The 22919-nt window shown below is 69.5% G+C and carries 25 protein-coding genes; 13 read left to right on the top strand and 12 right to left on the bottom strand.

Features of this window, described 5'->3' with window-relative positions:
• Positions 1 to 473: 473 nt before the first annotated feature.
• Complete coding sequence (locus tag ACIPV1_RS17030) at positions 474 to 1028, bottom strand: GNAT family N-acetyltransferase (RefSeq protein WP_402726884.1); 555 nt, start codon at positions 1026 to 1028, stop codon at positions 474 to 476.
• 92 nt (positions 1029 to 1120) lie between these two features.
• Here ACIPV1_RS17030 and ACIPV1_RS17025 point away from each other — a divergent pair, with 92 nt between their 5' ends.
• Positions 1121 to 2002 carry a phosphotransferase family protein gene (locus ACIPV1_RS17025; protein WP_402726882.1) on the top strand — a complete coding sequence of 294 codons (882 nt, stop codon included), beginning with the start codon at positions 1121 to 1123 and terminating at the stop codon, positions 2000 to 2002.
• 85 nt (positions 2003 to 2087) lie between these two features.
• On the opposite strand, the gene ACIPV1_RS17020 is transcribed toward ACIPV1_RS17025, so the two are convergent.
• Positions 2088 to 2708, bottom strand: a complete 621-nt coding sequence (locus ACIPV1_RS17020; RefSeq protein ID WP_132100419.1) for a DUF402 domain-containing protein — start codon at positions 2706 to 2708, stop codon at positions 2088 to 2090.
• Positions 2709 to 2877: 169 nt separating this feature from the next.
• Here ACIPV1_RS17020 and ACIPV1_RS17015 point away from each other — a divergent pair, with 169 nt between their 5' ends.
• Entirely contained in the window at positions 2878 to 3279 is a 402-nt protein-coding gene (locus ACIPV1_RS17015) for an NUDIX domain-containing protein (RefSeq protein ID WP_402726881.1), read from the top strand.
• 88 nt (positions 3280 to 3367) lie between these two features.
• Positions 3368 to 3781 carry a hypothetical protein gene (locus tag ACIPV1_RS17010; RefSeq protein WP_402726880.1) on the top strand — a complete coding sequence of 138 codons (414 nt, stop codon included), beginning with the start codon at positions 3368 to 3370 and terminating at the stop codon, positions 3779 to 3781.
• Positions 3782 to 3873: 92 nt separating this feature from the next.
• Here ACIPV1_RS17010 and ACIPV1_RS17005 read toward each other — a convergent pair whose 3' ends face one another.
• Complete coding sequence (locus ACIPV1_RS17005; RefSeq protein WP_279388066.1) at positions 3874 to 3999, bottom strand: hypothetical protein; 126 nt, start codon at positions 3997 to 3999, stop codon at positions 3874 to 3876.
• 153 nt (positions 4000 to 4152) lie between these two features.
• A complete protein-coding gene (locus ACIPV1_RS17000; RefSeq protein WP_402726879.1) occupies positions 4153 to 4617 on the bottom strand; it encodes a GNAT family N-acetyltransferase in 465 nt (154 codons plus the stop codon).
• 169 nt (positions 4618 to 4786) lie between these two features.
• Here ACIPV1_RS17000 and ACIPV1_RS16995 point away from each other — a divergent pair, with 169 nt between their 5' ends.
• On the top strand, positions 4787 to 5623 hold the full coding sequence (locus ACIPV1_RS16995; protein ID WP_402726878.1) for a hypothetical protein: 837 nt from the start codon (positions 4787 to 4789) through the stop codon (positions 5621 to 5623).
• 487 nt (positions 5624 to 6110) lie between these two features.
• Here the strand turns inward: ACIPV1_RS16995 and ACIPV1_RS16990 are convergent, their stop codons facing one another.
• Positions 6111 to 7343: a lipopolysaccharide biosynthesis protein gene (locus ACIPV1_RS16990; RefSeq protein ID WP_402726877.1), complete on the bottom strand. Its 1233-nt coding sequence runs from the start codon at positions 7341 to 7343 to the stop codon at positions 6111 to 6113.
• Entirely contained in the window at positions 7340 to 8650 is a 1311-nt protein-coding gene (locus tag ACIPV1_RS16985) for an MATE family efflux transporter (protein ID WP_402726876.1), read from the bottom strand. Before ACIPV1_RS16985 ends, ACIPV1_RS16990 begins: the two co-directional genes overlap by 4 nt.
• Positions 8651 to 8822: 172 nt before the next feature.
• Between ACIPV1_RS16985 and ACIPV1_RS16980 the strand changes: the two genes are divergently transcribed.
• Positions 8823 to 10004: an ATP-binding protein gene (locus tag ACIPV1_RS16980; RefSeq protein WP_123294496.1), complete on the top strand. Its 1182-nt coding sequence runs from the start codon at positions 8823 to 8825 to the stop codon at positions 10002 to 10004.
• Positions 10005 to 10167: 163 nt separating this feature from the next.
• Here the strand turns inward: ACIPV1_RS16980 and ACIPV1_RS16975 are convergent, their stop codons facing one another.
• Positions 10168 to 11505 carry a uracil-xanthine permease family protein gene (locus ACIPV1_RS16975; RefSeq protein ID WP_131844981.1) on the bottom strand — a complete coding sequence of 446 codons (1338 nt, stop codon included), beginning with the start codon at positions 11503 to 11505 and terminating at the stop codon, positions 10168 to 10170.
• 81 nt (positions 11506 to 11586) lie between these two features.
• Between ACIPV1_RS16975 and ACIPV1_RS16970 the strand changes: the two genes are divergently transcribed.
• Positions 11587 to 13551, top strand: a complete 1965-nt coding sequence (locus ACIPV1_RS16970) for a M13 family metallopeptidase (RefSeq protein ID WP_402726875.1) — start codon at positions 11587 to 11589, stop codon at positions 13549 to 13551.
• Positions 13551 to 14489, top strand: coding sequence for a serine hydrolase (locus tag ACIPV1_RS16965; RefSeq protein WP_123294500.1), 939 nt, complete (start codon positions 13551 to 13553; stop codon positions 14487 to 14489). The genes ACIPV1_RS16970 and ACIPV1_RS16965 overlap by 1 nt, the downstream gene beginning before the upstream one ends.
• A gap of 9 nt (positions 14490 to 14498) precedes the next feature.
• On the opposite strand, the gene ACIPV1_RS16960 is transcribed toward ACIPV1_RS16965, so the two are convergent.
• The 3 genes from ACIPV1_RS16960 to ACIPV1_RS16950 form a co-directional block, all read right to left on the bottom strand.
• Positions 14499 to 15854, bottom strand: a complete 1356-nt coding sequence (locus ACIPV1_RS16960) for a hypothetical protein (protein WP_402726874.1) — start codon at positions 15852 to 15854, stop codon at positions 14499 to 14501.
• A 59-nt stretch (positions 15855 to 15913) separates the two neighbouring features.
• Positions 15914 to 16333: a GNAT family N-acetyltransferase gene (locus ACIPV1_RS16955; RefSeq protein WP_123937197.1), complete on the bottom strand. Its 420-nt coding sequence runs from the start codon at positions 16331 to 16333 to the stop codon at positions 15914 to 15916.
• Positions 16334 to 16470: 137 nt separating this feature from the next.
• Positions 16471 to 17184, bottom strand: a complete 714-nt coding sequence (locus tag ACIPV1_RS16950; protein ID WP_402726873.1) for a DUF4232 domain-containing protein — start codon at positions 17182 to 17184, stop codon at positions 16471 to 16473.
• A 99-nt stretch (positions 17185 to 17283) separates the two neighbouring features.
• Here ACIPV1_RS16950 and ACIPV1_RS16945 point away from each other — a divergent pair, with 99 nt between their 5' ends.
• A complete protein-coding gene (locus ACIPV1_RS16945) occupies positions 17284 to 17559 on the top strand; it encodes a hypothetical protein (protein WP_123294504.1) in 276 nt (91 codons plus the stop codon).
• 3 nt (positions 17560 to 17562) lie between these two features.
• Here ACIPV1_RS16945 and ACIPV1_RS16940 read toward each other — a convergent pair whose 3' ends face one another.
• Together ACIPV1_RS16940 and ACIPV1_RS16935 are read right to left on the bottom strand one after the other, a co-directional pair.
• Positions 17563 to 17967 carry an NUDIX domain-containing protein gene (locus tag ACIPV1_RS16940; protein ID WP_260097337.1) on the bottom strand — a complete coding sequence of 135 codons (405 nt, stop codon included), beginning with the start codon at positions 17965 to 17967 and terminating at the stop codon, positions 17563 to 17565.
• 32 nt (positions 17968 to 17999) lie between these two features.
• The gene (locus ACIPV1_RS16935; RefSeq protein WP_123294506.1) at positions 18000 to 19322 is read right to left on the bottom strand and encodes a glutamyl-tRNA reductase; all 1323 of its coding nucleotides are present in this window, start codon (positions 19320 to 19322) and stop codon (positions 18000 to 18002) included.
• 38 nt (positions 19323 to 19360) lie between these two features.
• Here ACIPV1_RS16935 and hemE point away from each other — a divergent pair, with 38 nt between their 5' ends.
• From hemE to ACIPV1_RS16910, 5 genes are all read left to right on the top strand, one after another.
• The gene (gene hemE, locus ACIPV1_RS16930) at positions 19361 to 20467 is read left to right on the top strand and encodes a uroporphyrinogen decarboxylase (protein ID WP_131844975.1); all 1107 of its coding nucleotides are present in this window, start codon (positions 19361 to 19363) and stop codon (positions 20465 to 20467) included.
• Entirely contained in the window at positions 20464 to 21804 is a 1341-nt protein-coding gene (locus tag ACIPV1_RS16925; RefSeq protein WP_402726872.1) for a protoporphyrinogen/coproporphyrinogen oxidase, read from the top strand. The genes hemE and ACIPV1_RS16925 overlap by 4 nt, the downstream gene beginning before the upstream one ends.
• 100 nt (positions 21805 to 21904) lie before the next feature.
• Positions 21905 to 22159 carry a hypothetical protein gene (locus ACIPV1_RS16920; protein WP_017887727.1) on the top strand — a complete coding sequence of 85 codons (255 nt, stop codon included), beginning with the start codon at positions 21905 to 21907 and terminating at the stop codon, positions 22157 to 22159.
• Positions 22156 to 22614, top strand: coding sequence for a phage holin family protein (locus tag ACIPV1_RS16915; RefSeq protein ID WP_111083766.1), 459 nt, complete (start codon positions 22156 to 22158; stop codon positions 22612 to 22614). The genes ACIPV1_RS16920 and ACIPV1_RS16915 overlap by 4 nt, the downstream gene beginning before the upstream one ends.
• Positions 22615 to 22646: 32 nt before the next feature.
• Complete coding sequence (locus tag ACIPV1_RS16910) at positions 22647 to 22877, top strand: DUF3618 domain-containing protein (RefSeq protein WP_111083767.1); 231 nt, start codon at positions 22647 to 22649, stop codon at positions 22875 to 22877.
• The last annotated feature ends 42 nt before the right edge of the window (positions 22878 to 22919 follow it).

Genomic DNA, 22919 nt, shown 5'->3' with positions numbered 1-22919 from the left:
CATCACCGCACAGATCAAGTAACACCCCACGTACTCCGGCTGTGCATGGCAGACCGGAACGGCCAACGCCCCGTCGCTCGCGACGGGGCGTTGCTTGTTTCCGAGGAGGGGAAGCAGGCGACGTCCGACGTGCCGCCAGTTACCTCGGCAATCGAGTTCGTTCACGGAGCGCGTGACCTGTGGCCCGCTCGTTCCAACGCACCCGCTCGCTCCCGTAGACACACTCGTGCTCTCCAGAGTGACCAAGGATCAGGTCACATCTCCACCTATCGAAGGTGCTCGGGCAGATCGTCGACATCGTGCAGCAGCATAGACACCACCACCGGCGCCCTCGTCTCACTGAACGATCGGTCAGCGGACAAGCGAGCCCATCTCGCTTCCGCTGATCCGCTGGCAGCGTGTGCGCGTCCTTGGCCCGCACGCACACGCTCATGAACCGGATCGAGAAACTCGTACACCTGAGGAGTTGTAGGTCACGACGAGGAGTCGGTGAGGAGTCGGCCGAAGGTGCGGTAGATCACCGGTTCGCCGCCCGGGCCAGCTTCTCCGAGGGCAGGGAAGTCGCCGAGGTGAAAGAAGCCGCTGCGCCGAGCGGCTGCGGCGGATGGGGCGTTGTCGATCTCTGCCCGGATGATCGCGCGGCGCCCGACTCCGAGTCTCTGGAGGCGCGCACAGAGCAAGCTGATCGCCGCGGTCGCGACACCTTGCCGCCGAGCCCGCGGATGGACCGCGTAGGCGATGTTCACGTCACCGGGCTCCGGGAGGTCGTCCGCGTCGGGATCGAAGTCGATGTAGCCGGCGAGTTCGCCGTCGAGCAGGACGCCGAACCCGCGCTTGCCCGCTCCTCGGCGCTCGTTGAGTGCGAGCATCTCGAAGTGTCGTCGAGTGGATTGCGTCGTGCTAGGTGTGCCACTGAGCCAGCGGATGGTCTGGTCGTCCTCGCCAGCATTGTGCGCCGCAACGTCGTCGTCGGTCAGGGCACGAAGGCGGACACGATCAGCGCCAGAATCTCTGCGTTTCCGCGCCATGTGCATGCACGTCACGATCGTCCATCCGCGCCGACGGGTCAAGCGCGCGTCGTGTGACTGGTGTGCGACGTTCGCTGTGTCAGCATCAGGAGATGCGTGACCTTCTCGCTCGGATCTCCGACCTCTCCGGCTACGTCCTGAGCAACGGGCGGCGCCTGACCGGCGGCGAGCAGGGCGGCGCGCTGCTCGCGGAATCGCCGGTCGGGCCCGTGGTGGTGAAATTCCAGCCTGACCCGGAGAAGGCCGCTCGGGTGCTCGCAGCCGCTCGTGTCATGAAAGCGACGCAGGCGAAGTGGTCCGTCGCGGACTGGCTGGCAGTCGGGCCGCTCGGCGACGGCGCATTCCACGTCCAAGAGTTCGTCCAAGGCGCCATCCTCGACGTCTCCAAGAACGCCCAAGTCGACGCGGTGATCGGCGCGAACCGGCGGCAGAAGGGCTTGGCGGTCGCGGGCGCGTACGACCATTCTGCCCAGATCGTCGCCGTCACGATGGACCGACATCCATGGTTCGGTGGCGTTGCACGTCGATCGCAAGCAGGAGCACGGGTAGCGGCGGATGCGCGCTCGCTCGTCGCGGTCGCGGGGACGGTCGAGCTCCCCAGTGACGACATCGTCCACGGCGACCTGAGCGCGTCGAACATCATCGTCACGCCGACCGGCGAATCTCGATTCGTCGATGCAGAGTCGGTCGGACGTGGCCACCGAGCCCTCGATCTGGCTGACCTGTACCGGCAGTGCGTGATCAGTGGTCACGCGCCTGAGACCGTCTTCCGGCGTCTGACCGTAGCCGGCGTTTCGGCGTCCGGTTCAGCCGCATTCATCACCTTGGTCGTCGGCGCATGCCTGAACAACCTCGCCTGGCATGCAGCGAATCGATCCTTGCCGCAGTTCGAGCACATGTGCTCGCGGGCTCAGCGCGTTTTCCATCGGGTCGAAGGTGACTGCGAAGCTGTCGAGCACTGCCCGTCGCAATAACCGATCGACTACCGGACTGCTAGGTAATCGTTCTGAGAGCGACCGGCTCGCATCGCAGTCGGGGCCGAACCAGAGACACTGGGTGCTAGGGGTTGAGAGCGTCCCATCCGTTCGGCAGCACCAATGGTTCGTGCATGTTGGTGTGAGGACGGAAGGTGTCCCAGTGCCCGAGTGAGTCAACGAACCCGCGAGGGTCTCCCGCGATCTGCTCAGCGGTTCGCCGGGCCCGGAGAAGATCTTGCTCCCGCAAGTACTGGGTCCGGACCGCCGCCTTGGCCTCGTCCTCGTCCTTCCACGCAACCTCGAACGTGGGGGAAATCAGCAGGTCCAGGTGCCAGTCGACTGCGGTAACGCCGAGCCGGTGCTTCTGTTTAGTAGACTCGAGGTTCACGTACCACCCGGTGAACGTGCCTGACGCGTCCCAGAAGTGCACCACCTGCCACGGCTCATCCAGGGGAATGACTCGAAGGACACTACTGCCTGTCCAAGTTCTCCTACCGGTCGTGAGGATCTGATGGAATCGCGATTCGAGCGGCGTTGCCCTCGGGTCTTCTCCGCTCGAGGTTGCCCAGTACGCAATCTCGGACCCCAAGGGCTGCCACCCCACGAGCCGATCTTCCGTCGATTCGAGCAGCAGCAGCGGGAACGCAGCTTGCAGGCGCCCATCGGGGTAGCAGTACCGCAGCAAAGTGGTCGCTGATTCCATGCCACCAGCCTACGGAAGCTGCTCAACTCAACCGCCGCCACAAAGAGACCGGAATCGACTCCGACCACCAACTGTTGGGGCAGGTCACGCCCGATATTCGATCGTCAATCGAGGCACCATGATGCCGGACGGTGGCACTCGGATAGGCGTTTTGTGGTGAGCTAGCCGGATGCGCATCAGGTCAGCGGCCGTTGTCGTCCGAGACGAGAGCCTGCTCGTCATCGATCGGTTGAAGAACGGTCGTCACTACTGTGTGCTCCCTGGTGGCGGGGTCGAGGAAGGCGAGAGTCTCCGCGAAGCGTGTCAGCGCGAGTTGCGTGAGGAGACGGGCCTTGATGCGAGCATCGGCGACCTGCTGGACGTACCAGTGGATAGCGCCGTTCCCGCGGCTTACTTCGTGGCGCGAGTGCGTCCTGGTCCGTTGGTACTCGGGGGTCCAGAGATCGACCGTGCCTCGGAACTGAACCAGTACGAGCCGAGGTGGGTGGCACTGGGCTTGCTCGCGCACATCCCGTTGGTGCCGGAAGCGGCGAGGGAAGCGGTCAAGCTGGTCATCGAGGCGCACCGCTGACCGGAACAGGGTGACCGAAGGGTGGCGTCGAGAGTCCGTCGCTCCGCCCGATTCACAGGCACGAGTTCGGGTGGCAGGGTGTCTAGTCATGGAGAACGCCGTGGGTCACCGGGACGACCGACACGCGCTCACAGGCCTCGCAGTCGTTGCCGCGTGGGTGCTGCTCTTCTGCGTAGCGCAAGCGCACTACGTTCCTCTCGAGACCGCCTACCAAGCCCACCTCGACTTCCTGAACAATCCGCCCATCCTTCAAGATCCACCCGCTCAAGTTGCCCTTGCCGAGTTCCTCGTGGGCACAGTGCTCGTGCTCGCAGTGCCGGCAGCTGCTATCGCGATTCTCACTGGGCTCAGCACCGCGCGGAACAGCCGAGGCGTGACTTGGGTGCGAGTGCTCGGGTGGACGACGTTCGGGATCGGTGCTGTCGGAGCGTTGCCCGCGCTCTGCGCTGGTTTCTTCGGTGCGATCGGAGCGCTTTTCAACGCTCTGACGTTGCTTGGCTGACTACTCTTGGTGAAGGGGATAGTTCCGCAAGTGGACCCGCCACGGGGCGACGGCCCGGCTTGTCCGCGCGATCGAGGCACACGATCAACCCGTCAGGTCGCAATGGCAGGGGATTGTGTTGCGAGAGCCCACACGATCACGACGACGATGGCGATGAACGCGGCCGCACCGCCGATGATGGCCGCCAGCCCGTCAGCCCGGCGTTCTCGATCACTCATGTCCCCACTGTGCACCGGATGTCAAGCGGCGAGAGCGTGCGATAGGGGATCGGCTATCGAGACGGGTTTTCGTCTTTTGTTCTGCGCACGCTGGCGACGCCCTGCTGTGGTCCGACGCGCGGCTCCGTTCCTCGCGGGCATCCCTCGAAACGCTCAATCCGCCGAGGACTCGCCGGTGTCATCGAGGTGGTGCACGAGTACGCCTTGGCCGCGGAAGCCAACAGCGTGCCAGAACGCCACCGCATCGTTGTCCTCGGGCGACGGGTCGACCACGAAGTGGGTCCTGCCGCGCGCCCGGACCCGCTCGAGCACGACCTCGACCACCTGTCGACCGAGACCCTTGCCGCGCTCCGCGGGGAGCAGGATGAGGTCCATGCCTGCGCCCGACCCGTCGGCGTACAACTGCGTGAAGCCGGCCACTCGGTCGTCGACTTCGATCAGGAAGCACTCGACGTCCGGGAGGCGAGCGCCCAGGTACTTCTCTCGGAGCTGCGAGTCGGACCGGAACCCAGGGCCGCCCCATCCCTCGAACGCCGGATCACGGAACAAAGCTTGCACCTCGGGGAAGTCGTCGGGCGTGGTCGGTCGGAGGATCAGCGCACGCTCACTCCCCCGCATCGGGCGAGCCTCCCACCGCACGTCCCGCGGGTCAACGAGCATCGCGTGATGTGTCCGCTTGTCCGCCAGCCGATAGTTCACCGGGCGCTCGACAGGCACCCGTTGGCAGCGTCCTTCGACCTCGCGCTTCCCCGAGCGGAAGTCATCGAGGCTGAGATAACGTCAGCCCGTGGATAAGTTCCTCAGCGACCCGGCAGGCCGGCTGTACCGATTCCTGGAGCACTGCGCAGGCGTGCACCCGAACACTTCAATACTCGAGGGGTGGCGGAGCTATCTCGATCTTCCAGACGGCACAGGGCCCGGCCCGATCATCACCGGCATCGCCCCGCTCTTCGTGCTCCCGGACGTAGTCGAGGGCCTGCTCCGATCCACCGAGCACGCCGAAGAGAACCTCGATGACTACACCCCTGCTCTCACGGCGGCTCGGGCCGCCATGTCAGTCGTCGCTGAGGCGACAAACGGCATGTCGCTGATGAAGCAGCGTTTTGACACCGGACACGTCCAGTCCCTCAGGAGCTGCAGCCGCCTTCTGCAACGCCTACCTGGAGTCGCTGCCCCGTCCGAGGGCCAACTAGCGGAAGTACGAGACAGCGCGCAGGCGTTGATCGAGTCGATCAACGACGCAACGGATCTCCCAGCCGCAGTGCGGGAGACCTTGCTCGGTTACGCGTACTCGGCCATCCACGACGTCGATCTCTTCAAAATCGGTGGCGCCGATGCTCTGATTCGAGAGGCCAAGCGCTTCCGGGGTCAGCTGGCGCTTGACCCGTGGTCGATGGTGCCGCCCCCATCGGAAAAGGGCGTGTTGTCTGGCGTGAAGCGACTCGCAGCGGCATTGGGTTTGATCGCGTTGGTCGTTCATACCCCGGTCGCTATCGGTGCCGATCTCGATGAGTACAAGAAGGCGCTCACTTCGATCACGGAGGAAGTACCCGCGGAGCTCCTTGCTCCCGGACAATTGTCCCTACCTGCCTTAGAAGCGCCAACAACAAACGACCCAGTGTGACCAAAACCTGCCAGTTCGTGACTTCAAAGTTGCAACTCCACCCGTGCAGGTTCGTTAGTCGGATTCTGCCGGGTCATGTGGTTTGGGCCGGCGGTGCAACGCTCGCAGCCAGGACGAGATCGCTCAGACGTCACTGGCGGAAGACGACGTCGGCGACGGCCTCGCTGACGAGCACGGATGTGTGCCCGTAGATGAGGTGCTGCACGGTGATCATGACGAGCCAGTGGTTACCTCGTCGAGCACCGAGCTCGCTGACTATGAGGAACAGTGAGTCACGACCCTCGAACCTGCCCGCCAGCCGCCGATCGCGGATATCGCCAGCCTCAATAGCCGGTCGACTACCGCGACTTCGTGCGCAGCGGTCCAGCTCCCCCCTCGAGCCCCGTGCTTCCTGATGGGGGCGTTCTCGGATAGGTGGTCCGAAACGATTCCGAATGACGGGACGTCAAACGAGGCGTTCCACCGACGCCCACCACGTGCGAAGGAATCAGCGCCGCCGCACCCCGAGCCCCACCACCGCCACGAGGTTGACAGCACTCCCCACCAAGAACCCCGTCGTCCCACCCGCGACGCCGGCCACCGGCCCGAGCACCGCCATGAGCACTGCCCCGACGACGAAGCCTGCGACCGATGCCAGCGCGACCTGCCGTGACCGCCCCGATGCGAGCAACAGCGCCGCCGGCACGAGCCCGACGGTGAACACCCACACCCCGACCATCAAGTACCGCAGGTCCGCCACGGCAGCAGCCCCCTCGGCTGGGTAGACGATCGGCAGGAACCACCCGGCGAGCAGCGCCACCAGACCGAACACGACGGCAGAAGCAGCGGCGAACCCGACGACGAGCATCAGCGCTCCGCGAGACCGCAAGGACCCACCATCCGTCCGGTGCGCGAACGCCGGCACGAGCACCTGCCCCAGCGCCTGCCCGAGCATCGATGCCGGCGTCGCCAGGGTGAACGCCGCGGCGTAGACCCCGGCCTCGTGCGCCGACGAGGTCACCTGCGCCGAGATCATCGTCAATTGCAGCAACCCGTTCGAGGTCACCACCGCCAGCACGTTCCACGCCGCGAACCCGAGCACCCCTGCGGCGGGTTCGCGAGCGGCAGGGCCGAAGTCGTTCCACCGCGGCCAGCACGCGATCGCGAACACCGTGTACCCGATGGCCAGCGGCAGCAGCACGAAGGGCTCGAGCCGAGTGATGCACGCCACCACGAGCAGTCCGAGCGCGAGCACGCTCGTCACCGAGTCCCAGAGCGCTACCCGCGGCGCCCGGCCGTAGCCGAGCTGCGCTCCGCGGGCGTAGCAGTACAGCCCGTAGCCGACGACGACCCCGACACCACCGAGCACCATGCCGGGCCCGTTGCCCCAGGCGACCGCGACCGGCACGGTGACCGCGGCGAGCACCACGGTCGACATCAGCATCGACAGCCCGAGCACCCGGTTCACCGCGGCGTCCGACCGCCGACCCCGCAACGCGATCGCCAGGTACCGAGAGGCGGTGTTGCCCGCGGCGTTCGGCCAGAGCAGCGCGACGAACACCGACAGGGACAACAGCGCCGTGGTCTGCCCGAGGGTCTCGGTGCCGAACACCCGCCCGACGACGACGGTCACGAGCAGTTTCGCGACGCCCTGCACCCCGATCCCGACCGTGGCGAGGGCCGCCGACGACGCCACCGAGGACGACGCACCAGAAGAAGGCCGAACAGAAGACCCGCTCACCGCGCCAACGCCTGTTCCACCCATCCACGCCGATGCGCGCGCACCCCGAGCGTCACCGCCCGGACCCCGATGTACCCGAGGGCGAACGCCGCCCACAGCCCCGCGAGCGTCCCGCCAGCCCACCACAGCAGCGGCAGGTACACGACCAGGTTCACGCCGCCCGCGATCGCTAGGTACCGCGCATCCCCGGCCCCGATCAGCACCCCGTCGAGCACGAAGACGTACCCGGCCACGGGCATCCCGACGGCGATGAGCACCAGCACGAGCGGCAGCGCGTCCCGCACGGCGGACGAGTCGGAGAACACCGGCCCGAGCACTCCGCTCACGGCCAGGGTCAGCGCCCCGAGCAGCGCCCCACCGATGATCCCGAGCAGTACGAGCCGCCGCGTCACCAGCCGGACCCGCTCAGGGTCCCGCGCCCCGAGCCCGTGCCCGACGAGCGCCTGCCCGGCGATGGCCAGGGCATCGAGCGCGAACGCCAGGGTCGAGAACACCGTCAGCCCGACCTGCGTGGTCGCGAGTCCCGCGGTCCCGAGCCCGGCAGCGGCCCCGACGGTCGCGAGCATCGCGATCCGCAACGACGCGGTCCGCAGGAACAGCCAGGCCCCGGACCGCAGCGCCCGGACGACGCCCGAGGCGCCGGGCCGCAGCGGCGCTCCCGACGATCGCGCGGCGCGCACCGCGATCCGGACGTAGACGATCGCCATCGCCCACTGCACGATGACGGTGCCGGCGGCGGACCCCTCGACGCCCCACCCCGCGCCGTAGATCAGGACGGCGTTCAACAGCCCGTTCGCGACGAACCCGATGGTCGCGACGACGAGCGGGGTCTTCGTGTCCTGCAGCCCGCGCAGCAGCCCGGTCGAGGCGGTGACGACCAGGATCCCGGGCAGCCCGATGAGCGACACCGTCAGGTACGCGGTCGCCGCCGCCGAGACGTCGGGCGACGCACCGAACAGGTCGACGAGCGGTCCGGCGAGCGGCCACCCGACGAGCGCGAGGACCACTCCCAGCACGAGCGCGAGCCACATCCCGTCGATGCCGGCGTGGACTGCGCCGCGACGGTCACCACCGCCGAGCGCGCGCGCCACGGCCGGAGTCGTCGAGTACGCAAGGAACACCAGCAGCCCGGTCACCGTCGACAGCACGGCACTCGCGAGTCCGACGGCCGCCAGGGGTGTCGCACCGAGGTGGCCGACGAGTGCGGTGTCGGTGAGCAGGAAGAGCGGCTCGACCACGAGCGCGCCGAGCGCGGGTACCGCCAGCCGCACGATGTCGCGATCGACCGCACGCCGTTCGCTGGTCAATGCGGGTCGCGTCGGTCGGGGCACCGGCCCATTCTGGCGGCGATGCGCACCCGTCGTCGGCAAGCGAGGTGAGTGTGGCCGCAGGGCGGGCAGGGGGCCTACCGTCGCGAGGAGTCCTGGTGTCGGACGCTGTTCGCGAATAGAATAAAATAAATACGATTCGGAGGCCCCGATGGTCGAGACAGCACCGTCCCCGTTCACACCGGGCTACGGCAGGAAGCCTGTCATCTTCGGCGGGCACAGGGAAGAGCTCACGGATCTCCGTGCCGTGTTCGACACGCTCGACTTCGGCGAGAACCATTCCGTCCTCGTCTCTGGACTGCGTGGTGCTGGCAAGACCTCGTTCATGACGACCCTCGAAGATCATGCCCGTGACGCTGGTTGGCTGGTCATCAGCGATGACGCCAGTGCGGGGCTCATGGGACGGGTGATGGACTCAACCATCCCTACCCTCATCAACGACATGACCCCGGCGAGTCGAGCGCGACTGACCTCGTTCGGGGTCTGGGAGTTCAGCGCGGACATCGAGTACGTGAACCGGCACCGCAGTGTGAAGCCGCAGCTGCGCTCCGACCTCACCGCCCTTTCTTCTGCGCTCGGAACGAGCGGGGGCATCCTCATCACCATCGACGAGGTGTCCTCCGGCAAGGTCCGTCTCCGTGAACTGAGCCGTTTCGCTCTGCAGATCTCGCACGCACTCCGTGACGGTGCGCAGATCATGGTCGTGTTCGCCGGGGTGAAGGTGAGCCTCGACGCACTTCTCGCAGAAGAGCACACCACCTTCTTGCGACGCTCACGCGAGGTGGAGTTCGAGCGCCTGACCGCACCGGAGACGCGGCGGGTGTTCGCCGAGACAGCGCGCGTCGGTGGTCGGCGCGTAGAAGATGAAGCGCTTACCAAGCTCGTCTCCCTCTCCCAGGGCTACCCCTACCTTGTGCAGCTCGCTGGCGACTACGCGTGGCGGAACAACTCGACAGCACCCACCATCACCCTCGCCGACGCCAGCGTCGCCCACGACAAAGCCATCAGGGCGGTCGAGAGTCGAGTCATCAGCCGTGTCTACGGCGACCTCTCCGATGTCGATCAGAAATTCCTTGACGCAATGGCCCAGGACGACGATCGCACGAAAGTCGCCGACATCGTCAAGCGCATGGGTGTGTCCGATGCGTACGTGCAGGTCTACAAGAAGCGCCTCATCGACAGTGGGTACGTCCACGCAGCCGGACACGGGTACGTACAGTTCTCCCTGCCTTACCTCGGCGCCTACATCCGCCGCCAGCTTGCTGCCGAAGCACGCGACGGCGGTGGCAGCGGCGGGTGGGACGCCTATCCGGCGCCTGACTTGCCCTCGTGAGCAGACAGGGCACGGCCAGCGGCGTCGTTCCGTTCCGCGCGTGACGCGGGATCTCCGACCCGCGCCGTGACGGACGGGAGGCCCGTGGCGGCGTTGCCACGGGCCTCCCGTCCGGTGGTCCCACGTCGTCAGGCCGGACGCGCGTTCCGGCCGACCGATCGCGTCAGTCGGCGCGTGGTTCGGCGGGGACACCGCCGGTGGCGGCGTGCGCGTCCTCCGAGGCGACGGGCGTCGCCTCGTCGGTGCCGCGCGCCCGCCCGATCAGGTCCATCAGGTGGTAGACGACGATCGCGGCGATGGTGCCGAGGATGATGCCGCCGAAGCTCGCCTGGCCGAACGCGAACGTGAAGTCCGCGATGCCGATGATGAGCGCGATGCCAGCGGTCAGCTGGTTCTTCGGCTTCGAGAAGTCGACCCGGTTCTCGACCCAGATCCGGATGCCGATGACACCGATCAGACCGTACAGGGCGGTGGTCGCGCCGCCGAGCACGCCGGCGGGGACGGAGGAGATGACCGCACCGATCTTCGGGGAGAGGCCGAGCAGGACGGCGGCGATCGCCGCGACCCAGTACGCGGCCGTGGAGAAGACGCGGGTGGCGGCCATGACGCCGATGTTCTCGCCGTAGGTGGTGGTGGCGGAGCCGCCGCCGGCACCGGCGAGCACGGTGGAGATGCCGTCGGCGAAGAGCGCCCGGCCGGTGAGGGGCGTGAGGTCGCGGCCGGTGAGCTGTCCGACACCCTTCACGTGGCCGACGTTCTCGGCGACGAGCGCCAGCACGACCGGCACGAACGCCAGGTAGATCGCGAGCTGCGATGGGTCGAACGCGGGAGCGGTGAACGTCGGCAGGCCGATCCAGGCGGCATCGCCGACCTTCGAGTAGTCGACCTGGCCGCCGATCAGAGCCGCCACGTAGCCGACGAGCACGCCGATGACGATGGACAGGCGACCGATCAGCCCCTTGAACAGGACGGTGACCAGGATGATCGCGGCGAGGGTGATGACCGCGACGACCGGGGCCGCGGTGAAGTTGTCCTTCGCCGCCGGAGCCAGGTTGAACCCGATCAGGGCGACGATCGCGCCGGACACCACCGGCGGCATCAGGCGGTCGATCCACCCGGCGCCAGCCAGGTGCACGACGAGCCCGACGATCGCGAGCAGGGCGCCGACGACGATGATGCCCGACAGGGCGAGGGGGATGCCGCCGATCTTGGTGGCAGCACCGATCGGTGCGATGAAGGCGAACGACGAACCGAGGTAGCTCGGCAGCCGGTTGCCGGTGATGAGCAGGAACAGGATCGTGCCGATGCCGCTGAACAGCAGGGTCGTCGACGGCGGGAACCCCGTCAGCAGCGGCACCAGGAAGGTGGCGCCGAACATCGCGACGACGTGCTGCACGCCGAGACCGATCGTCCGGCCCCAGGTGAGTCGCTCGTCCGGTGCCACGATCGTCGTCGCGGAGACGGTCTTGCCGTCGCCGTGCAGCTTCCACGGAAGTCCCATGCGATGACCGTACCGGCAGCCGTGCGCAGGTGACGACGGACACCGACCTGCTGCATGGCGTCGGTGGCTATCGTGGACGGCATGACCGACGTCGCACGTGCCTCCGGCATCCACACTGACGAACTCGACCCCGCGGTGCGCCCCCAGGACGACCTGTACCGCCACGTGAACGGCACCTGGATCGCCGAGACGCCGATCCCCGACGACAAGGCCCGCTACGGCTCGTTCACGGTGCTGGCCGAGGCCGCCGAACTCGCCGTCCGCGAGATCATCGAGCGCTCGCAGCAGGCCGCCCCCGGCACCGAGGAGCGCAAGGTCGGTGACCTCTTCTCCTCCTTCACCGACGAAGCCCGGCTCGAAGAGCTCGCCACCGCGCCGATCGAGCCGCTCCTCGCCGAGATCACGGCCATCGAGTCCGTGCCGGAGCTCATCGCCACCGTCGGACGCTTCGAGCGCCTGGGGCTGCCGAGCTTCCTGCAGCTCTTCGTCGACAACGACCCGGGCGACCCCGAGTCCTACGTCGTGTTCCTCGAGCAGTCCGGTCTCGGCCTGCCCGACGAGTCCTACTACCGAGAAGAGCGCTTCGCCGACATCCGGACGAAGTACCGCGAGTTCGTCGCGGCGATGTTCCCGCTCGCCGGGTTCGAGGACGGCGGCGACCGCACCGAGCACGTCATCGCGCTCGAGACGGCCCTGGCGTCGAAGCACTGGGACAACGTCACCACCCGCGACAGCCAGAAGACCTACAACAAGCTGCCCTGGGCCGAGGTCGCGGCGCTCGCCGAGGGCATCGACCTGCAGACGTGGTGGGAGGCCATCGACGCACCGGCCGGCGCGTTCGAGACCGTCGTGGTCCGCGAGCCGTCGTTCATCACGGGCCTTGCCGAGCTCCTGCGCGACCAGCCGCTCGAGGTCTGGAAGGACTGGCTGCGCTGGCAGGTCATCCGTGGCTCGGCCGCGTACCTGACGAGCGCGTTCTCGGCCACGAACTTCTCGTTCTACGGCACCGCCCTCACCGGGGCGCCGAAGCAGCGCGAGCGCTGGAAGCGCGGCGTCTCCCTGGTGGAGGGCGCGATGGGCGAGGCCGTCGGCCGGATCTACGTGCAGGAGCACTTCGACGAGACCTCGAAGGCCACGATGGACGACCTCGTCGCCAACCTGGTCGAGGCGTACCGGCAGAGCATCACGGCGCTCGACTGGATGACCGACGAGACCCGTGCGCGTGCCCTCGACAAGCTCGACAAGTTCACGCCGAAGATCGGGTACCCGGTCAAGTGGCGCGACTACTCGGCGCTGCCGGTCGTGCCCGACGACCTGGTCGCGAACGTCCGCGCCGTCGCGTCGTTCCAGGTCGACCGCGAGCTCGGCAAGATCGGCAAGCCGATCGACCGCGACGAGTGGTTCATGACCCCGCAGACGATCAACGCGTACTACAACCCCGGTTTCAACGAGATCGTGTTCCCCGCGGCGATCCTGCAGTTCCCGTTCTTCGACGCCGAGCGCGACGCCGCCGCCAACTACGGGGCGATCGGTGCCGTCATCGGCCACGAGATCGGGCACGGCTTCGACGACCAGGGCTCGCAGTACGACGGCGACGGCAAGCTCGAGAACTGGTGGACCGAGGCGGACCGCACGGCGTTCGAGGAGCGCACGAAGGCCCTCATCGCCCAGTACGACGCGCTCGTCCCGACCGAGGTGCCGGACGGCCACGTCAACGGTGCCCTGACGATCGGCGAGAACATCGGCGACCTCGGTGGCCTGTCGATCGCGTGGAAGGCGTACCTGCTGTCGCTCGACGGTCAGGAGCCCCCGGTCGTCGACGGCCTGACCGGTGCCGAGCGGTTCTTCCTGAGCTGGGCGCAGGCGTGGCAGATGGCGATCCGTCCGGAGGAAGCCGCGCGCCTGCTGTCGATCGACCCGCACTCGCCGAACGAGTTCCGGTGCAACCAGGTCGTCCGCAACATCGACGGCTACTACGACACGTTCGGCGTGACCGAGAAGGACGCGATGTACCTCGACCCCGCCGAGCGCGTCGCGATCTGGTGATGGTGGAGCCGGACGCGGCTCGGTCGTCACGCCGTCGGCGGCCGGAGGACCGCTCGGATGGTGGCGGTCGGGCCCGCGGTCGGCACAGCGGTCGGCCGGACGACCGCTTCGGCGCCACGACCGAGGCCCTCGGTGCCCTCGCCCTCGACGGCGCCGGCGTCAGCGCCTCGGTGATCGACACCTCGACCGGCAAGGCCCTGCTCGCGATCGACGACACCGTCGTGCAGCCCGTCGCGAGCCTCGGCAGGGTGCTGCTGCTGATCGAGGTCGCGGCACAGCTCGAGGACGGACGCCTGCACGGCGACCGCCTCCAGCGCATGGCACGGGACACCGCGACCGGCGCCGGGCTGTGGCAGTTCCTGCAGGAACCGACGATGCAGGTGCCCGACCTGGCGACCCTGGTCGGCGCCACCGGTGACACCTGGGCGATGAACGCACTGCTGTCGACGGTCGGCATCGACGCCGTCCGCGAGCGTGCGGAGTCGCTCGGCATCGAGCGGACCGCGCTGATCGACCGGGTGCGCGACCGTCGTGGTCCGGACGACGCCCCGGACGCCTCGGTGGCCCCGACGGGTGAGCTCGCGTGGGTGATGCGCGGACTGGCGCTCGGCGAGGTCGTGGACGAAGCGGTCTCGAACCGGGTGCTCGGCTGGCTGTCGCTGGCGAGCGATCTGAACCTGGTCGCCGGCTCGTTCGGCCTCGACCCCCTGGCGCACCGTGCGCTCGACCACGGGCTGCAGGTCGTCGCGGTCACGGGTTCGAGCACGGGCGTCCGCGCCGAGGCCGGGATCCTCCGCGGCCCGGGGTCGTCGGTCAGCTACGCCGTGACGGTGACGTTCGACGACGCCACGTTGCAGCGGCGCCTCGCGGTCATCGAGGCACTGCGGACCATGGGCACCGAACTGCTCGAGGCAGTGCACGCCCCGGCGCGCCGCTGACCGGGTCGCTCAGTTCCCCTCGGACGTTGCGTCGGGTGGCGGCACGCAGGCCGACTCGGCGGTGAGGCTCAACCCGTCGACGGTGCCGCGGATGCTGGCGGTGGCCGGGTCTGCGCCGGAGGAAGACGACCAGAAGTCACGGCCCATCGCGCGGTCACTGACCCCGAGGCCCTCGGACGTCCAGAGCGCGGTCACGGCGTCGAACGGCTCCTGGGCGTCGTCGACCACGTCGAACACGGGCACCACGCTGAGCGCCGTCGCCCGGGTGCCGGTCGTGTCGGACGACCCGGACGTCGCGCACTGTTCGGTGCCCGTCGTCACGGTCGCCGGGACCCCGGCGGCGGCTGCTGACCGCTCGAGGAACGCGCGGAGCACGGTGGCGCGGTCGTTGACGTCTGCAGGGACCCACGGGGTCGGCGTGGGACTCGTCGGTGCGTCGCCGTCCGGACCGACATCCCGCGGCTTGGGTGCGTCGAGGGGGAGCCCGAGCCACCCACTGACTGCGCCGCTGCCCAGGTCGAAGGCGGTCCGCGGTGCGCGGTGTGCATCGGCTGCCTCGTCCGTCGTCGCGGCGAGGGTCTCGGCGACGTCGCCGAGCGGACGCACGCCGATCGACAGGGACGGCCGATCGGCCACTGCCGGGAGGCCGGAAGCGTCGTCGGGGGCCCGCGCCGCGTCTGCATACGTCGTCCCGGGCGAGTAGTAGAGGCGCTCCACGTGGTGGTCGTCGGCGAGTGTGTCGATCATGCGCATCAGGGCCCGGCCGGGGTGCGTGGCCGTGACGTCGACGGACACGTCGCCGCGGCTCAAGGTCGTCGTCCTCGTCGTACTCGTGTTCGTCGGCTCTGGACCGGTGATCGTCCGCACACGTTTCGCTGCATCGCTGAAGCTGACGTCCCGCACGAGCCCGATCCTCGAACCGGTCGGGGTCATCCACAGCTGTCGCACGAAGGTCCGCGTGCGCAGCCGACCGGCCAGGCCGACGACCCTGCGGTCCATCGGATCGAGGCTGACCGGAGCGGTCTTCCGCGCAGACGGCACGTCGAGTGTCACCTGCAGCGTCGTGCCGGTGACACCGCGCTCGGCCGTCTGCCGGACCCGCTCGGCGACGGCGAGGTCGGCGGTGTCCGCGGTGACCCGGAGCGACGTGAGCCAGTTGTCCGGGTCGTCCTTGGCGTCGAACTGGCGGATCTCGCCCTCGGTCGAGCCCACGCCGGGCAGCCGATCGACGTCCGCGATCAGGTCCGCGAGCGCCGCCTCCGACCCGTGCGGCGGCGGTGGCATCGTGCACGCTGCGAGTGCCAGCAGGGCCCCGAGTGTGGTCGCGATCGCTGCCGCGGACCGTGTTCGTCTTCGAGCCCCCATGCCGTGAGTCTAGGAACGGGCCGTCGCAGTGCGGTATCGGTCGCGAGACCCATCGGTGCTCAGCGGAGGACCACGAACGACCGCAACGGCTGCGGGGCGACGTCGTGGACCTCGACGAAGCCACGTGACTCGTAGAACGCGCGCTGACCTGGCTCCGCATCGGTGAGCAGGACCGTCTGGCGGACACCCGCGTACCGCTCGAGGACGGCGTCGAGCAACGCGCCGCCGACGCCGGACCGGTGCGCTTCCGGCACCACGAGCAGGTCCTGGACGTAGACGATCGTCACGCCGTCGGACACCGTGCGGACGAGCCCGAGCAAGCGGTCGTCGTCGTCGCGTGCGGTCAGCACGGTGTCGGAGCCCGCGATCGCCCTGGCGAGGGCGGCGGGGTCCTGCGTGTACGCGGTCCACCCGACGGCCTCGTAGAGGGTGAGGAGTTCGTCGGTCCCCGGTCGTTCGTCCCTGATGGCGAAGGTCACCGGTCCATCGTGCACGAGGCCCGAGGCGGCCAGGCCGAGGTCGACACCGCCGCCGGGCGTGCGGTGAACTGCCGGAGGTGCCCTCCGTGGGCATCACGGTGATCCGGCTGCCCGACGAGCCAGCCGTCACCCACCCGCTACGACGTCGCCTGCCCCTCCGGCACGAGCGCCTGCACGGACAGCAGCGACGCATCGGCGGACGAGCACGCCTGGTAGTCGGCGTCCTTCACGAACAGCGACTGCTTGGATCCGGGCGGGTACACGCGGAAGCCGTCCGGGGTCTTCGGTGAGCAGTCGGCCTTCGAGTAGTTCCCGGCCTGGACGATCTTGAGCGGTGCCACGGCGGTCTGCCCGGCGGCCAGGCTCACGGTCGGGTGCGGTGAGCTCTTCTCCTGCGTCGCCGCAGCACCGATCTGGGTGCCGTTGCCGCCGCCGACGAACGAGACGCCCGGCCAGCCCTGCAGGGTGCAGGTGGTCGACCCGGTGTTCTGCAGGGCGAGGTGCACGATGACGCTGCCGGCCGCACCGCCGCTGCCCGGCTCGATGCTGGCGGCGAGCGAGGACGCGGCACAGCGACTGCCGGCGGCCGACCCGGACCCCGACGACCCGGACCCCGACGAGCCGGATCCGGAGGACCCGGAACCGGTGCCGGCTGACGCCGACGAGCCGGACGACGGCGTCGGGGACGACGACGACGCCGACGAGGACGACGACGCGGACGGCGACGGCGCGGGTGCGGTCACCGTCTCGGTGGCGGAGGGCTCCCCGCCGGAGGCACAACCCGCCAACGCCCCGACTGCGACGAGCCCGGTGACGGCGAGCAGGAACTTCAATCGACTGCTGCGTTGCATGGTGCACAGGCAACCACCACCGGGAGATCGCGGTTCGGTCGGCATCCAGGGACCGCGAGCACACTCCGGAGCAAGGAACCCGAGCAGCGGAGGTCGGACATGACGGGCAAGCACGAACAGGCACGTGGCGACGAGGGCCGCGCGGACGGGGTCGAGACCCGCGCAGGTGCCTTCACGGACAGCGACATCCCCGGCGAGGAGCGCGTCACGACGACGGAACCCGTCGGCGAGTTCGTCGCGAGCGACATCCCGGGCGAGGCCCGCCCGGAGTCGAGCGGACCCGACGGCGAGTACGTCGAGTCGGACATCCCCGGCGAGGCCGAACCGACGCAGGACGGCGAGACCGGTCACTACGTCGACAAGGACCAGGCCTGACGACTAGTCGATGCGCTCCGCCGCCACCAGGCGGCGGAGCGTCTCCACGCCCGCTGGCGGGCAGCGACCGGCGTCCGCCGAGGTGACCCACTCGACCTCGTCGACCTCTGCCGAGGCGACGGGCGTGGCGGAGTCCAACGGGCCTCCTGGTCGGACCAGGAACAGGGTCATCGCGACCATGGTGCCTGGCGCCTGCCCGTGGGCCGGCTCGAGGACGACACCGAACGGGTCGACGTCATCGGCGGTCACCCGCAGGCCGGTCTCCTCGTGTGCTTCGCGGATGGCGGCGTCGAGGTCGGTCTCGTGCGGCTCGGCCTTGCCGCCGGGCAGGTAGAGCACGTCGCGCGCTCGCGCACGCACCATCAGGACGCGTCGGTCCCGCACCAGCAGGAGCGCGCTGACCCGCAGCGTGGGTGGCTGGGTCGTGTCGGCCGGGAGGCTCAGCTCGCGTCCGCCTCGTCGGCGCGCTTCGAGACGGTCGGGTCCAGGGCGGTGCGGTCGGCGAGCGGGACGACGGGCGCCGGCAGCTCTGCCTCGGGCTCGGGTCGCACGCCGAACAGGGCGTCGATGGCCCCCACGAACTCCTCGCCACGGCCGGCGCGGCCGAGCTCGCGGGCCCGGACCGACGGGCGGTGCAGCAGGACGCCCACCAGGTGCCGGAGGGCGCGCTCGGTGTGCTCGGCGGACTCGCCGTCGGCGTCACCGCGGCGCTTCGCACGGTCGATCTCGTCGTCGAGGATGTCGAACACGTGCTTGCGGAACGCGACGAGGGCCGGGGTGGTGGACTGCTCGAGCGCCTGCGCCCGGAAGCGGGACACGGCGTCGTCGACCATCGCGCGGGCCTCGGACTCGGCGTTCAGCTCGGAGATCGGGGCGTGCAGGCTGATGGTCTCGAGGTCGAGCAGCTCGACGCCGTCGACACCGGCAGCGGCCGGGTCGACGTTGCGGGGGAGTCCGAGGTCGATGACGATTCGGCGGATGCCGTCGTCGAGGTCGGCCGGTGCGACGACCGGGAGCTCGCTCGACGTGCAGGTGATCACGACGTCGCTGGTGCCGATCGCGTGGCGCAGGTCACGGGCGGCGACGAGGTCGTGCTTCGCGGCGAACCAGGCGGCACGGCCCGAGGGCGAGAACACCTGGATGTGCACGGCGCCGCGGTCGCGCAGGGCCGCGATGGTGGTGGCCGCGTAGCTCCCGGTGCCGATCAGCAGCACGCGGGTGTGGGCCCAGTCGGTGACGCGCGACGACGCGAGCTGCAGGCCGAGGCGCACGAGCGAACGACCGGCGGCACCGATCCGGGTGCGGGTCTTGACGCCGCGCGAGGTGTGGGCGGCTTCCTGGAACAGCCGCTCGAGGTCCGAGGTGGTGGTGCCGTTGCTCCGGGCGTCCTCGAGCGAGCGGCGGACCTGGCCGGAGATCTCGGTCTCGCCGACGACGACGGACTCGAGTCCGCTCGACACGGCGAACAGGTGCTGCACGACGTCCTTGCCGCCGAGCACGTTGACCGAATCACGCAGTTCGGTGGCGTCCAGGTCGCTCGCAGCCGCCACGGCCTGAACGGTGGCGGCGACGGCGGAGTCGCGGTCGTCGCCAGCGATGTCGAGGTAGGCCTCGAAACGGTTGCAGGTGGCGAGGACGACGGCGCCGTCCAGGACGTCGGAATCCGTCACGAGGTGGCCTGCTGCGGCCGGGGCAGCGATGCTCAGTCGCTCCAAGAGGTCGAAGCTGGCGTTGCGATGCGACGCCGTGAGACAGATGAGCACGTAGCCAATGGTAACGCGCTCGATGGGACAATCATCCGGTGACCGACGCGACGACCACATCCCTCCCCGACTCCCACCCCCTGGCATCAGGGCGGACGAGCGGGTCCCGCCTCGTCCGGGCCCTGCGGGGTGACCGTCCGGAGACGCTGCCGGTCTGGTTCATGCGGCAGGCCGGTCGGTCGTTGCCCGAGTACCGCGAGCTCCGGGTGGGCACGGCCATGCTCGACGCGTGCCTCGACCCCGAGATGGCGTCGGAGATCACGCTGCAGCCCGTCCGCCGGCACGGGGTGGACGCCGGCATCTTCTTCAGCGACATCGTCGTGCCGATCAAGCTCGCGGGTGTGGACGTCGAGATCGTCCCCGGTCGCGGCCCCGTGCTCGGCTCACCGATCCGCACCGCGGCGGACGTCGACGCCCTCGAGCCGCTGGACCCGGCGGCCCTCGAGCCGATCCGGCAGGCGGTCGCCCGCACGGTCGAGCAGCTCGGCGACACCCCGCTGATCGGGTTCGCAGGCGCACCCTTCACGCTCGCCGCGTACCTGGTCGAGGGCGGCCCGTCGAAGGACCACATCCGCGCACGGACCCTCATGCACGCGGAGCCGGAGACCTGGTCGCGGCTGCTGGCCTGGGCGGCCGAGGTGTCGGGGGCGTTCCTCCGGGCCCAGGTGCTCGCCGGGGCCTCGGCCGCACAGCTCTTCGACTCGTGGGTCGGGTCCCTGTCGCGCGCCGACTACGTCCGGTACGTCGCACCGCACTCGGCGCAGGCGCTGTCCCACGTGACCGACCTGGGCGTGCCGCGCATCCACTTCGGCGTCGGCAGCGGCGAGGTCCTCGCCGACATGACCACGCTCGGCACCGACACGGTCGGCGTCGACGCGGTCGGGGTCGACTGGCGGCTCCCGCTCGACGAGGCCGTCCGCCGCGTCGGCACCGGCGTCAGCGTGCAGGGCAACATCGACCCGGCGATGCTCGCGGCCCCGTGGGAGGTCCTCGAAGCGCACGTGCGCGAGGTCGTCCGCCGCGGTGGCGCCGCCCGCGCCCACGTCGTGAACCTCGGCCACGGTGTGCCGCCCGAGACCGACCCGACGGTGCTGACGCGCGTCGTCGAGCTGGTCCACTCGCTCGGTGACGGGTCTGCCGCGTGACCGACGTCGTCGTGGTCGGCGGCGGGATCGCCGGACTCGTCACGGCCCGTGACCTGGCGAAGGGCGGCGCGGACGTCGTGCTCGTCGAGTCGTCCGGCGTGCTGGGCGGCATGATCCGGCGGCACACGGTCGGCGGCCTCGACCTCGACATGGCGGCAGACTCGTTCGCGACCCGCACGGACGCCGTCGGCCGCCTGGCGATCGAACTCGGGCTCGGCAACGACGTCGTCGCCCCGGACCCGCGCGGTGCCTGGTTGATGACCCGTGACGGCCGGACGTCGCCGATCCCCGCGACCGGGCTCCTCGGCATCCCGAGCACCCCGATGGCCGCCGACGTGCTCGCCGTCGTCGGGCAGAAGGGCGGGCTCCGTGCACAGATGGACTCGCTGCTGCCCGGACCGGTCGGCGCCAAGGCGGAGTCCCTGGGCGAACTCGTCCGGCGGCGCATGGGGGAGCGAGTCCTCGACGACCTGGTCGTCCCGATCGCCGGCGGGGTGCACTCCACCCACCCGGACCAGCTCGACCCGGAGCGGGTGGCTCCCGGCCTCCGTGCGGCACTGCTCCGCGAGGGCTCGCTGGCCCGCGCGGTCCTGGCACTCCGGGCCCGCGCGGCCGCCGGTACCCCGGTGCAGGGGATCCGCGGCGGGATCGTCCGGCTCGTGGACGAACTCGTCGCCGACATGGAGACCTACCGCGTCGACGTCCGGCTGCACACCCGGGCGACCCGGATCGAGGCGCACGCGGTCGAGGTCGTCTCCGCCGACGGCACGGTCGAACGCCTGCCCGCGCAGCACACCCTGTCGTCGGTGCCCGATCCCGAGCGCACCGCGGCGTCGGACCGGACCGGGATCGAGCTCGTCACGCTCGTCGTCGACCAGCCCGAGCTCGACGCAGCCCCCCGCGGGACCGGGATGCTCGTGCACCCGGACGCGCAGGCCGTGTCGGCGAAGGCCCTGACGCACGCGACGGTGAAGTGGCCGTGGCTCGCCGAGGCGGCTGCCGGCCGCGACGTGCTGCGCCTGAGCTACGCGACGCCCGCCGACGCGACCAGTGCACCGGGCGCGAGCGGTCCCGACGACGCGGCCACGAGCCTCCCGGTCGACCCGGACGGACCCGTCGGCACCCGAGCGCTGCACGACGCGGCCACGCTGCTCGGCGTCCCCCTGACGGCGACGCACGTCGTGGGCGCTGCGCGCGTCCGCTGGCACGGTCCGGACCTGACCGCTGCCGGGCTGGCCGAGGGGGTCGTCGGCATCGGCGAGGCCAGCTCCGGACGTGGCCTGGCCGGGATCATCGCAGCAGCCCGGACCGCCGCTGGACAGATCCTGGATTCCTGAGCGGACCCCAGACCGCCCGGGGGCTACTGTTGGTGAGACCGTCGGACGTATTCCGTTCGGCGCATGACCACCGCACACTGAACCAACGGAGGAATCGCACATGCGCGGAAAGCTCCTGTTCGTCGCCGGCGCCGCACTCGGGTACGTCCTGGGATCGCGAGCCGGACGGGCGCGGTACGAGCAGATCAAGACCGTCAGCGGCAAGGTCTGGAACAGCAACGGCGTCCAGAAGGGCGTGCACGTCGCCGAGGACTTCATCGCCGACAAGACCCCGGACGTCGCCGAGTTCATCGGTGAGACGACCAAGAAGGCCGTCCGCAAGGTCGGCCAGAAGAAGGACACCACCACCTCATGACCGACACCCGCGACCGCAAGTCGCGTTCGCTGTTCGGTCTGGTGGGCGACGTCCCGAAGCTCGTCAAGGGCCTGGTCAAGGGTGAGATCGACCTGCTCAAGGCCGAGATGCTCACGAAGGCCAAGATCTTCGGGCTCGCCGCGGGGCTGCTGGTCGGAGCACTCGTCATCGTGCTCTACGCGATCGGCGTGCTCCTGACCGCCGCCGTGATGGGCCTGGCGACCGTGATGCCGGCCTGGCTCGCAGCGATCGTGATCGCCGTGGTGATGCTGATCGTCGCCGCCATCCTCGGGTGGATCGGCTGGAAGCGCCTGAAGAAGGGCCTTCCGATCACGCCGAAGCGCACGATCGACAGCGTCAAGAACGACATCAACGCGGTGAAGGGGATGGGCAAGAAGCCCACTCCGCCCAGCCAGTACGGCAGCCGCAAGCCGGACGTCGGCGGCCGGTTCTGAGCCCCGACAGCCGCACCACCGACGGAGGAACCGTGACCGATCCGCACGACGATCTCGCAGACCGCGTCGCCGCGACCCGCGCCCAGCTGTTCGACACCCTCGACGCGATCGAGGACAAGCTCAACGTGCCGAAGCAGATCGGCATCGCGGCGTCGAAGGTCAAGCGCGGCATCGACGAGAAGCCGGTCCCGTACCTGGCCGGCCTCGCAGCCGGAGTAGCGGTGGTCGGGGGTATCGTCGTGATGGTGCTCCGACGGCGGTAGACCGCCCGAGCGCGGTCCACCGGGTGCGGGGCGGCCACAACC

The sequence above is a fragment of the Curtobacterium sp. NPDC089991 genome, from assembly GCF_044748425.1.
Classification (GTDB): Bacteria; Actinomycetota; Actinomycetes; order Actinomycetales; family Microbacteriaceae; genus Curtobacterium.
This window is presented reverse-complemented; position numbering and strand designations above follow the sequence as displayed.

Excerpts from the sequence above, each read along its gene's own strand:
- ACIPV1_RS17020 (WP_132100419.1), bottom strand. The coding sequence starts at position 2,708 with ATGGAATCAGCGACCACTTTGCTGCGGTACTGCTACCCCGATGGGCGC.
- ACIPV1_RS16975 (WP_131844981.1), bottom strand. The coding sequence starts at position 11,505 with ATGGGACTTCCGTGGAAGCTGCACGGCGACGGCAAGACCGTCTCCGCG.
- ACIPV1_RS17005 (WP_279388066.1), bottom strand. The coding sequence starts at position 3,999 with ATGAGTGATCGAGAACGCCGGGCTGACGGGCTGGCGGCCATCATCGGC.
- ACIPV1_RS16950 (WP_402726873.1), bottom strand. The coding sequence starts at position 17,184 with ATGCAACGCAGCAGTCGATTGAAGTTCCTGCTCGCCGTCACCGGGCTC.
- ACIPV1_RS17000 (WP_402726879.1), bottom strand. The coding sequence starts at position 4,617 with ATGCGGGGGAGTGAGCGTGCGCTGATCCTCCGACCGACCACGCCCGAC.
- ACIPV1_RS16915 (WP_111083766.1), top strand. The coding sequence starts at position 22,156 with ATGACCGACACCCGCGACCGCAAGTCGCGTTCGCTGTTCGGTCTGGTG.
- ACIPV1_RS17030 (WP_402726884.1), bottom strand. The coding sequence starts at position 1,028 with ATGGCGCGGAAACGCAGAGATTCTGGCGCTGATCGTGTCCGCCTTCGT.
- ACIPV1_RS16980 (WP_123294496.1), top strand. The coding sequence starts at position 8,823 with ATGGTCGAGACAGCACCGTCCCCGTTCACACCGGGCTACGGCAGGAAG.
- ACIPV1_RS16920 (WP_017887727.1), top strand. The coding sequence starts at position 21,905 with ATGCGCGGAAAGCTCCTGTTCGTCGCCGGCGCCGCACTCGGGTACGTC.
- ACIPV1_RS16965 (WP_123294500.1), top strand. The coding sequence starts at position 13,551 with ATGGTGGAGCCGGACGCGGCTCGGTCGTCACGCCGTCGGCGGCCGGAG.
- ACIPV1_RS17010 (WP_402726880.1), top strand. The coding sequence starts at position 3,368 with ATGGAGAACGCCGTGGGTCACCGGGACGACCGACACGCGCTCACAGGC.
- ACIPV1_RS17015 (WP_402726881.1), top strand. The coding sequence starts at position 2,878 with ATGCGCATCAGGTCAGCGGCCGTTGTCGTCCGAGACGAGAGCCTGCTC.
- ACIPV1_RS16945 (WP_123294504.1), top strand. The coding sequence starts at position 17,284 with ATGACGGGCAAGCACGAACAGGCACGTGGCGACGAGGGCCGCGCGGAC.
- ACIPV1_RS16970 (WP_402726875.1), top strand. The coding sequence starts at position 11,587 with ATGACCGACGTCGCACGTGCCTCCGGCATCCACACTGACGAACTCGAC.
- ACIPV1_RS16960 (WP_402726874.1), bottom strand. The coding sequence starts at position 15,854 with ATGGGGGCTCGAAGACGAACACGGTCCGCGGCAGCGATCGCGACCACA.
- ACIPV1_RS17025 (WP_402726882.1), top strand. The coding sequence starts at position 1,121 with ATGCGTGACCTTCTCGCTCGGATCTCCGACCTCTCCGGCTACGTCCTG.